The sequence below is a fragment of the Bacillus sp. MBGLi79 genome (genome assembly GCF_002953915.1).
The window spans coordinates 2,159,432-2,171,629 of the sequence record NZ_CP026521.1 but is presented as its reverse complement, the minus strand read 5'-3'; the positions used below and the strand labels follow the sequence as shown (position 1 = coordinate 2,171,629).

Genomic DNA, 12,198 nt, shown 5'->3' with positions numbered 1-12,198 from the left:
CTCTTATTTGAAAGTTTTCCAAAACATTTCGTTAGAAGCCTTCGTGTCTGAATGCACTTTTTTCTGCACGTTTTGAGCCAATGGTTTAGTTAAAATCGGCTGTCGATGTAATTCCGGCAAAGGCAGAGGCTTTCTTCTAATTGGACGCTCAGCCGAGTCTTTCCAACCTTCTACAATGAGATGGGCATTCGTTCCGCCATCGGCAAAACAATTAATTGCCGCAGCAGGCGTTGTCTCCTTCCATTCGGCCTGTGATCTGCAGAAATACAAATCTGTCTTTTCTATATCAAAGTACGGCATATGTTCGTTACCTGACAGGAATGGAACCAATTGTCTATGTTTCAGCATTAAAGCTACTTTAATCAGGCTCGCGATTCCCTCTGCACATAATGGATGCCCGATGTTAGGTTTCACCGATCCCAGCCCTAACGGAGCCTTTGATTCAGAACGGTAAATGGATTGAATCGCCTTTAATTCAAGTAAATCTGTTACTGCCGACCCCGATCCGTTCGCTTCAAGATAGCTGATCTCTTCTGTCCTTTTGCCGCTTTTTTCAAGCGCTGTCAGCATGACATCCTTTTGCGCCTCTAGATTCGGAGATGATGGGCCTGCCGTTCTTCCGTCATTATTAATCGCAGCGGCTTTAATGACTGCATATATGGAATCTCCGTCTTCAAGCGCTTGGCTGACGGTTTTGACGAGAACCATGCCAACGCCTTCTCCTAAAATGACACCGTCTGCCCGCTTATCAAAAATATGGAATGACGGTTTGTCACATAAAAGTCCGCGTTCATGAAACATTCGATGCGCATCAGCATCAAGCAAACTGACGCCGCCTACAACCGCTGCCTCAATATCTCCGCTTCGCAGAGCCTGAATGGCCATATTCAGCCCCACAAGCGCAGAGGAACAAGCAGTATCCAGGACAATACTCGGTCCCTTCAAGTCAAAAAATTGTGAGATGTTAGCTGCTAAATAGTTTTGTCCGCCAGCGACTATCGGGTTTCTTGCTTTTGAAAGACTGGCCGGATCAGGCTTGTGCTGGCTGCGGCCTCCTATATAAACACCAGCCCTCATGCCCTTCACTTCTTTCTCTGTATAACCGGCGTGATACCACAGTTTCAAGCTTTCCTCCAATACAGCCAAAGCTTGGGGATCCATCGCTCTGACATCGTTTTCGGACATCATGAAGAAATCATGATCAAATCGGTTCATTTCCTCAATGAGGCCCGCGTAATTGGAGCTGGAATCCCCGAATCGGTCAGGCGGAACAGGTGTAATCGCGGACCGTCCTTCACGTATTAAATCCCAGTATTCTTCAAGAGTTTCCGCTCCTGGGAACCTGCAACTAAGACCGATGATGGCGATGTCCTCAGCAAGAAGTGCCGTTTTCTCATGACTTATCTGCTGCGGCCGCTGTTCTGGCACCGGCTTTTGCTTCATTGCTGATTGCGGCTTGACAGGTGTCTGCTTCTCAGGAACAGATGGTTGTAAAACAGCTGCTATGTCATATTTCGAAATGAGCCAGTGTGCAAAGGATTCTATTGTCGGGTATTCAAACAAGATTGACGGATCAATATCTCCATTTAATTGTTCGTTCATCTGCTGCACCAGCTGAGCCAATATAATCGAGTCAATTCCGTATTCTTGGAAAGGCTCATCCGTTTCAAAGTCTTCTGCAGCTATCTTCAGTTCTTCTGAAAAAAGCGTTACGAGCCAGTCAACTGTTTCAAGAAACACGGTTCGAGTGCCGGCCTGCTCTTTCATCTCAGGATGCGAAAGAGCTTCGGCAGGCAGTGACGGCTGCATCAGCTTGTCCGGCTTCCAAACATTTTTATCTGGAACCGCCGGCAGCACGACAGCATACTGTCTGTCAGATAGAATTTGGTCAAGCAGCTGTAATCCCTCATCGTTTGTTAAACTGATCAATCCAGTTTGTTCTAAAGCTTTGCTTCGGACCTCGCCTAACCCGGTCTCCTTCCAGTTAGGCCACTGAATGCTTACAATGGGACATTTATCTCGATGAGCCTCTGCAAAATAATCCATAAAAGCATTTGCCATCGCGTAATCAGCTTGTCCTGCTGCTAGGGCAGGAATCGCCGCTGAAACTGAGGAAAACAAAGCAAAAAACGCCAATGGTTCATCATAAAGCAGGTCAAACAACGTTTGCAGACCTTCGACTTTCGGTTCAAGCACCTGTTCGATCTCTTCAAGTGATTTTCTGATAAAAGCCGGGTTTTGTTTGTTCACCATCCCGGCACAATGGATGACTCCGCCAATCGCTCCCATTGTTTCGTGTATTGTCTTCAGGCTCTGTTCGACAGTAACCCTGTCTCCCAGATCCAGAGACAGCACCTGAACTTGCGCACCCATGTCTTCTAGCTCTTGAACGGCTTTTATTTTCTTGGCAAGCGAGACAATGTTCACCGAATTCCACTGGTCTCGCGGCGGAAGCTCTTCACGGCCGATAAGCACCAGCCGCTTAACGCCGTATGTTTTTACAAAATGCCGCGCACACAGTAAGCCGAGGCCTCTTGTCCCGCCTGTAATGAGCAGGACTTTGTCTGTTGAAAACGATACTTGCTTATGACTATGAGCGGCTTCTGCTGGCTGCTCTGCCAAATATGCGCGATATCGCTGTCCGTTTCGATAACAGACTTCTGCTTCTGTGCTCTTGGCATAAAACTCTGCTGCAATCAGTCTGGCCAGCTCCTCAAGAGAGGCTTCGCACTCCATATCTGCATGTCTTGAAGTAAGGTGGCTGTACTCGCTTTGAAGCATGCGGTATAACCCGGCCCGCGAAGCACCAGACAAATGAACAGCGTCATTTGCATAAGCCTCCAGCCCCTTTGTTACACCTAAGATTGTCAAATGATGCTTGCTTGTACGTCCTTGCTCGATCAGCTTTTGGAGCCAGTTTATCCAGCCCAAAGACTGCTCGTGGCTCGTTCCGCATCCGATCAGATCGATTGCTCCAGCAACGTGTTCATAGTCCGCAGCTGACACCCGATCCAGCTCTTGACTGTCAAATATACGGTATTTCGAGAAATACATCGAAAGCTCTTCCGCTAATGCCATTGTCTCCTCATTTGCCAAAATGGCGACGGTTTGATTCGTCATTTCTGCCGGTTCAATCGGACAAGGCTGCCACTGTTTACGCAGAAAGCAGCGCTTTGGCATCAGTTCGGAATGAGGGAGTGCTGTAGCAATGGTTTCGAGTTCACCTTCTTGAGTTGGCAGCCAGTAATACTCTTCCGCGAACGGATAAGCAGGCAGGCTGATTCGCCGAGGCGTGTATTCTCCATAAAGCTCATTCCAATCTATCTGCAGCCCTTTCACCCATAGTTCCGCTACTTTCTCCAGCCTTTTTTTCTCTATCCATGTTTGCAGCAACGCTTTGGCATCGTGATCCGTTTCAAACAGCTTGATTTCGCTCTTTTTCGTTTTCACGTGAGCAGCAAATGTGCTGTTGTTCTGCATTTCAGCCAAATAATCATCTAAAGCTTTGATCAGCATTTCGCTCGAATCCGCCAAAAATGCCAGCCGATAATCCATTGCTTCCCGACCCGTCTGAAGTGTGTATGCTATATCCTCCAAATTGATATCTTCATTGGAAGTTACGAAATCTTTCATTGCTTCCGCATAGGCTTTCAATTGCTTCTCTTTTTTCGCTGAAAGTACAAATAATGATGAGCGGTGCTGCTTTGTTAATCGATTGTTCCTCTTTTCAGGCTGGTATTCCTCTATTACGATATGGGCATTCGTTCCGCTATATCCGAAAGAGCTCACACATGCTCTCCGCGGTTTTCCATCAGCCGTTTCCCAAGGCTTGAGCTCCGTATTTACGTATAAAGGAGAATGCTCAAATTGAAAATGCTCATTCGGTGTCGTGAAGTTCAATGTTGGCACAAGTGTTTTATGATTCATGCACAATAACACTTTTTGAACCCCGGCTACTCCTGCCGCCGCGGATGTATGGCCAATATTGCTTTTGACGGAACCGATTGCGCAAAACTGCTTTTTGTCTGTTTTTTCTTGAAATACGGCAGACAGGGCTTCTAATTCAATTGGATCGCCTTGTTTTGTTCCTGTTCCGTGCATCTCGACATAACTGATACTCTCAGGATGTATGCCGTATGTTTCATATATGCCTCTTTCCAGGTCCATTTGGCTTTTCGCACTCGGTGCTGTGATTCCGTTTGTTTTCCCGTCCTGATTAATACCCGAGCCAATGATGATGCCATAAATATGGTCACGGTCCGCTTCTGCATCTTTCAGCCTTTTCAGAACAAGCGCACCCGCACCCTCGCCGGGCACAAAACCATTCGCGCCATTGTCAAAAGCTTTACATTGTCCATCAGGTGAAAGCATGCCGGCCTCACACATACTGATGTAAGATTCCGGCGTTAGATATAAGCTGACACCGCCGACCAGCGCCATATCAATTTCTTTGTTTATAAGTGCCTGGCGCGCTAAATGAGTGCCGACCAATGAAGATGAACATGCGGTATCAATCGGAATCGCAGGCCCTTTTAAATTTAGAAAATACGGAATACGCGCCGCTGCGATCGCAAAGCTGTTTCCGGTGGCATTTGTTCTTGACTGCCGATTCAGCATGACCCCGTATTCATTGCTCATAATGCCGAGATAAACGCCGCATTTTTTCTCATTTAAAGTTCTGGCGTTATACCCAGCGTCCTCAAAGGCTTTATAGCCTTCCTGCAAAAAGATTCGATGCTGTGGGTCCATCAGTTCAGCTTCTGACGGCGGAATATTAAAAAACAACGGATCAAAATGTTCAATATCATCAAGCATCCCCATTGATTTGCAGTAGACTTTCCCTTTCTTGTTGAGGGCAGGATCATAGTATTTGTCAACATCCCACCGTGATGTTGGAATGTCTCGAATGGCATTCCTTGCATGAACCAGGTTATCCCAATACTCTCTTACATTACGAGCACCCGGGTATCTTCCCGACATCCCGACAATCGCGATCGCATCCTCGGGGCGGTCTTGACGACCAGGAACTTGTTCCTTCTCATATTCTTTCTTTATAGGATGTTGAACAGACTGTAGCGGTCGCGCTGCCGGATTTGGAATAGATGGTGCTGCTGGTTTTTGCTGCGTTGCTTCGGTCGGGACAGTATGCTCTATCTTTCTATCATGATGAGCTCCAAGCTCAGACTTTAGCATTTCGGCAAAATCACGTATCGTTGGATAATCATATACTGTGGTGACTGTGAAAGACGTTCCGTACTGCTTGTTCACCGCTTTTATCCATTCGAGTCCGGTAATCGAGTCCATTCCGATATCTATGAACGCTTCGTCAATATCCACCTCGTATGGCTCCATGTATAACACGTCTGCTATGCTTTCTTTCAATTTTTCATGCAGCGTTTCAATTGCTTCCGTATATTGTCTTGATACAGATATTTCTGTCGCTGCATATTGAATCGTTTCTTCAGGTGCTTCTTGCACTGACTGATGTTCTAACGGCTGCAAAGATATATTAGCCGGTTTAGCAGCATGCACAGCTGTTTTTTGTCTGATTGGCGGGTACGTCTCCGTTTGTTTTTTCTCCCTAGCGTGTGGGCTTAACTCACGTGCTAAGTAAACAGCGAATTCTCGTGTTGTCGGATAATCATATACCTTTGTGACATTTAACGATGTGCCATACTGTTTATTTATTGCTTTTATCCATTCGAGCCCGGTAATCGAGTCCATTCCGATATCTATGAATGCTTCATCTGAATCAATCTCGTTTTGGTCCATGTACAGCACTTCCGCTAAGCTCGCTGTCAGTTCATCGCACAAGGACTCCGCTGTAATGGTCTCTATTTCTGTATCTGGAGGAAGCTGGACTGCTGAAAGCTGCTGTTTTCCCTGGTCTGCTGTTAAAGGCTGTAGCGTTATATTGGCAGGCTTGCCGCTGGCTTCTCTGGCTACAGACGGCTTTGAAATAACGGGCTGTACCGGAGCGAATGTCTCTACCGTTCTTTTTTCCTCAGCCTTTGCATTTACGTCTATCCAATAGCGATCTCTTGCGAAAGGATAGACGGGTAAACTGATGCGCCGCGGTTTTTGGTCCTGATAAAGCGTGCTCCAGTCGATTCGCAAACCTCTTACCCACAGGTCTAAAACCTTCACGTATTTTCCTTTCTGCAGCCATGCCTCAATTGTTTTTGACATATCTTCATCAGCAGCAAAAGCAGCAATGGCTTCTTTGTTGCGCTTTACTTGTCCGCGATAGACATATTCACGATTTTCTGTTCCCGAGATACATTCATTCAGTTTTTCTTCAAGCTCCTGCATCGTTTCCGCAACGAACGCCAGCCGTTCGTTCATCGCTTCCCGTCCGACTTGCAGCGTATAGGCAATTCGGTGCAAATCTGCTTCAACATATTTTTGTTTCCGAATGGCATCCAGCAAATCTTCCGCGCGTTTTTGAAGTCTTTCCTCATTTTTTGCTGAGAGCACAATAACAGCTGGCTGCTTCCTCGCTTGGGAACGTTCCTCCACAAATTCCGGAGCATACTCTTCTATTAAAATATGGGCGTTCACACCCCCGGCACCAAATGAAGAGATTCCTGCGATTCTCGGTAATTCGATGTCTTTGCCATTGACACTGATGGTCGGCCTCTTCCACTCTTCTAGCTCTTGCTGTACTTGAAACGGTGAGTTAAGGAAGTCAATATTCGGATTCAGCACGTTTGAATGCAGGGATGGCGCAAGCTGCCTGTATTTCATTTGAAGCAATACCTTCGTTACTCCTGCGATACCTGCCGCGCTCTCACAATGCCCGATATTTGATTTGGCTGACCCTATTACACAAAATTGTTTATCATCGGTTTCTTGCGTAAACACTTTGGACAGCCCTGTGATTTCAATAGGATCACCGAGAGAGGTTCCGGTGCCGTGGGCTTCGATGTAACTGACTGCCCGCGGGTCAATCTCCGCTTCCACAAACGCCTTTTTGATGACATCTGCTTGGGCATTCGGGTTGGGAACTGAGTACCCGTTTGTTTTTCCGCCGTGGTTGATGGCCGTCCCCTTAATGATTCCATAAATGTGATCACCATCTTCAATGGCTTTAGACAATGGCTTCAAAAGCACTGCTCCAACGCCTTCTCCCGGCACATAGCCGTCTCCGCCCTGCCCGAAGCTTTCACACCGGCCTTTGCTGGACATAAATTTGTTCTGCCCAAGCATCAAATATTTATTTGGGTGGATTGACACATTCACGCCGCCCGCGAATGCCGCCTCACACTCTCCGCGCTGTAAGCTTTGACATGCCAAGTGGATAGCCGTTAAAGAAGAAGAACACATGGTGTCTAAAGCAATACTCGGCCCGTGAAAATCAAAATAATAAGATACCCGGTTCGCGATGGATGATGGATTTCCTGTTAAAGCCAAAGACCGTCCCCGCACCTGCTCTTGTGCCCCGTACAGCTGATATTCTTCGTACATGACACCGACGTAAACACCGACGCTTCCGCCAAGCTCAGCATCACGCTTACGGCCGAGGTGTTCTCTTGTATAGCCTGCGTCTTCCATCGTTTCATACACGCACTGCAAAAATAAACGCTCTTGCGGGTCCATTAATTTGGCCTCACGCGGCGATATATGGAAGAACTGTGGATCAAACTTGTCTACATCCTTTAGGAAGCCTCCCCACTTGCTGTAGGTTTTTCCAGGCTTGTCTTTATCTTCATCATAATAAAGACTGTGATCCCAGCGATCTTCCGGAATTTCAGTAATACAGTCTCGACCGTTTCTCAGGTTTTCCCACAATTCATCAATATTGTCTGCCTGTGGATAGCGGCCAGAGATACCGATGATCGCGATTTCTTCCGTTTCCTTTTCTCTTAACTTCTCCTGCTCTTTGCCTTGCAAAGGAAGAAATCCAGACTTTCTTGGGGTAACTGGGATTTCTTGTTTTTCAGGTTCTGGTTGTCTTTCAACAGAAGCTTTTCTTGTTTCAATTCCCAAGATGTCCAGCAATTTTTCTCTGTGGGAATCAATAAAATACCGTGTTAATGACCGAATATCCTGATATTCAAAGAACAACGTCTTGGACAAAGAACCGAATCCTTTTTCTAATTGACCCGTTACATGCATGATCATGATAGAATCGATCCCGTAATCTTCGAGAGGAGCTTTAGCATCAATCTGGCCGGCTGGCAGCTTGATCACCGAAGAAAGCACCTGTTTAAAATAGTTCTCCGCTTTTTCTCTCAGTATCTCTTCATCGGCTTCCCCGATCATGCCTGCTTTTTCTGCCTCGTGATTGAGAATTGCTTTTTGGATATTGTGAGATTGGCCCTTGCCATGTCCCGTTTCATGTAAAAATGCACAAATCCGATCAGTAACACCGGAAGCAACTAACACTTGCGGCTTTCCAGACGACCAGCAATGATATAGCGCCTGAATCCCACGATCTGTTTCCATGGCCACCATGCCTGTTTCGCTTTTCAGCATTCTTGCAGTGTCCGCATCAATTTGCATGCCCCCGTCTTTCCACAGCGGCCAGCACACCGAAAGTGTTTTCCCGTAGCGTTTGTGAAGTTCCGCTTGGCCATTTCGATATTCGCTGAATGCATTCATAAATGCATTGGCCATTGCATAATCAGCCTGTCCCGCGCTTCCTACCGCTCCGGCACCGGAGGAAAAAAGGATAAAGAAATCGAGCGGAATATTTTTCGTTGCTTTGTCAAGGTGAATCAGTCCGGCTACCTTTGGAGCGAGAACGGTTTGAACCTCTTCTTTTTTTTTCTTCATAATGAAATTATCTTTTATTAAACCGGCGCTATGAATGACGCCGTCTAAGTCGCCATAAACGTTTTGGATCTCTTTTAATAAAGTATCAACCGCTTGTTTCTCGGTCAGATCCGCTTGTCTGTAAACCGCTTGGATGCCAAGTTTCTGTAAGGCTTGAAGCTTCTTCTGTTTTCTTTCATCAAGCGGAGAGCGGCCTGTCAGGATCACAACCGCGCCAGTCGTTTGGTTTGCGATTTCAGTTGCAAAGATAAATCCAAGACCCCCTGCACCGCCTGTGATCAGATACACGCCATTATCCTTCCATGGCATGTCAGTACTTAGGTGCACACCAGACGCTTCTTTCCACCTGCTGACAAATCGCTTTCCTTGCCAGTGGCGGATATGCGTGTCACGCGGACAGCGTCTGTTTTCCTCCAATATTTTGAATAGGTCACCGGCTGGTATCCCGGTTTCTATTTCAATCAACTGCCCTGTCAGTTTTGGATTTTCCAGTTCAGCCGTTTTGAGCAGTCCCGTTAAGCCGCTTAATAGCTGAGGCTCGTCCAACGCAGGCACCGCCACTTGAATGAATGTATGTCCCCCTGTATTTGAGTGCATCAGCTGTTTGATTTCTTCAAATAACTGTATGGCATAACCTTCAAACCGTTCATCAATTGCCTCAGCATCATGCTGCAGAACTGTACAGTCAAGATGATTTCGGATGCTTTCCATTTGTTCTCCAACATCACAGACAACGACTTTATGCGTGTCGTACTCTATGAACTCTTGCTTCTCTGCAGCACGTTCTTCCCAAATGTGTTCGAACAATAGCGTGTCAGTCGCTCCAGAAGGATCTTCATCATCTGTTTCTAACACTCTTGCAGAATAGCCTTTCAACCGCACGCAAACCTGCCCCTCTTCATTGCATAAATCGATATCGAGCTTCTGCATACGGTCCCCAGCTGTACTTCCCTCGCTATATGTGATCCGCGCCCACATAGATGCCTCGCAGCCTTTGAAGATTTGGACATCCTGTATTGCAAAAGGCAGCATTGCCTTTCTGTCTCCTAAACTTATATCTTCTCCCAGCCTCAAACCGATAGATGCTTGAAATGCCGAATCTATCATGCTCGGATGCAGAATATAATGGTCTTCTGTATCAGAAACTACAGGAGGCATCGTCAATTTCACTAGAACTCCGTTTTTACCGGCATATAGGCTGTCGATCGCTCTGTGGCTGTCGCCATAGTGAATCCCCATTTCTCTATAAGCCTCGTAGCAATCAAAAGGTGACAGAGTCCGCTCATGATAGCCTGCCTTCAGTTCTTCAATGTTGATGACCGGATTTTCACCCGTCTCACCAAGCACTGCACTTCCTTGCCCGTATATAATCGGAGAGCTCTCTGTGTTTTCAGGGGCCCGGCAGATTTCAAATGCAATCTCCCCATTGTCCTCAGGATATAGACATACATCTATATCTTTTTGCTGTTCCGTGAAGGCAAACGGCCGGACCCAGACGATGTTCCGGAGCTGGAACCCTGCCGGGAACTGATCCGCAGCTGCCCTTTCCACAGCTGCCCGAACCATCTCCAATAATGCCGCGCCAGGTAAAACGTGTTCGCCCTTTATGACATGATCCTTCAAGAAAAATTCACGTCCTGTAAATGTTGAACGAAAGCGGACACCCGATATGTCGGACACATTTTGATGCAGGAGAGGATGCAGGATGTGTCGTTTCTCCTTTAAACGATCAGTCTTTTTCTCCGCTTTCGGCACCCAATAACTCACCCTCTCAAATGGGTAAGTCGGCAGGCTGATCCGCTTTGGTTTGTTTCCGGCGTAAAGCAGCTTCCAGTCAACACCAGATCCTTTCGCCCACTGCTCTGCAATCTGATCGAGCTTTCTTTGCTCCAGCAATTTATGTACCGATTCGGCAGAAAGCGATGATTCGCTTCCTCGTGACACGCGGCCCTTCCAGGAATGCTGAATGGTTTCTCGTCCTTCTATAAAAGCCTTCAATTGGTCGCTCAATTCTTGAATTCCGGATGCTAAGAAAGAAACTCGTTCTTCCATCGGTTCACGGCCTACCTGCAATGTATACGCCAAATCTCTAATCAGAATCCCATCATGAAGAAAATCCAAGAGACGTTTTGCATATACACGAAGACGTTCTTGATTACGCGCAGAAAGCGGAATTACTGCGGACATGTCAGAATCTGAGGACAAAGAAACGTCCTGCTCCGCTGTTTGAGGAATATATTCCTCAAGAATAATATGTGCGTTTGAACCTGTTGCGCCAAAAGAACTGATCCCCGCCCGCCGCGGATAAGGGACGTCTTCCCCATTCTCCTTGATAACAGGCTGCTTCCACGTTTCTGTTTCATGCTGTACATAAAATGGAGACTTTTCAAAATCAACGTACGGATTCAGTTCTTCGGAATGCAAAGAAGGCACAAGTTTTTGATGATGAAGCTGAAGGGCAACCTTGCTTAAACCGCTGATCCCCGCAGCGGATTCGGCGTGCCCGATGTTTGACTTTACAGAACCGATTGAACAAAACTGCCGATCCTGCGTATATTGGCGGAACGCCTTCACTAACCCCTGTATTTCGATTGGATCTCCTAAGGACGTGCCCGTTCCATGAGCTTCCACATAACTGATCGTCCGCGGGTCAATTCCCGTTTTCTCCAAGCATGTCTCAATCAGATCAGCTTGAGAAACAGGGCTCGGCACTGAAATGCCGCTGACAGTGCCCACATGATTCACAGCACTTCCTTTAATAACTGCATAAATGCGATCTCCGTCTTCCTCCGCTTGTTGCAAAGGCTTCAATAAAACCGCGCCTATACCTTCGGCCGGCACATAACCGTCCCCACCCTTTCCAAACGTACGGCAGTGTCCGTCAGTGGAAAACATATCCCAGACCCCGTATGTCATATATTTATTCGGGTGCAAAGACAGGTTCACTCCACCTGCTAACGCGACATCGCACTCACCGTGGCGTATGCTTTCCAACGCCAAGTGCACTGCGGTCAGAGAGGATGAACATACCGTATCGACCGCCATACTCGGACCGTGAAAATTGCAAAAGTAAGAAACACGGTTGGCGATTTGCGCATAGTTGAGCGAGAGAGGAAACACATTTTCTGCTGATGTTTCTTCAGCTCCTACTAATGTATAATCCTTGTGCATGACGCCGGCAAAAACGCCTACATGCTGCCTTTTGTTTCGTCCTTTAGGCTTGGCCAGCGTCTTTGGCGTATAGCCCGCATCCTCAATCGTTTCCCAGCATGTCTCTAAAAACAGCCGCTCCTGAGGGTCCATTGTCTCTGCTTCTCTCGGCGTGATTCTGAAAAATTGGGGATCGAAGCATTCGGGATCATCAATAAATCCGCCCCATTTGGAAATGTCCTTACCCGAAGGAGATGTGATTCCTTCAAA

1 protein-coding gene (running past one end of the window) is annotated in these 12,198 nt (G+C 47.0%); it reads right to left on the bottom strand.

Annotation, left to right across the window (positions count from 1 at the left end):
* Positions 1-3: 3 nt before the first annotated feature.
* Positions 4-12,198 carry the 3' portion of a type I polyketide synthase gene (locus C1T29_RS10930; RefSeq protein WP_103748749.1) on the bottom strand. 1,431 nt of this gene lie beyond the right edge of the window, so the window shows 12,195 of its 13,626 coding nt (coding positions 1,432-13,626); its start codon lies beyond the right edge, outside the window; it ends in the stop codon at positions 4-6.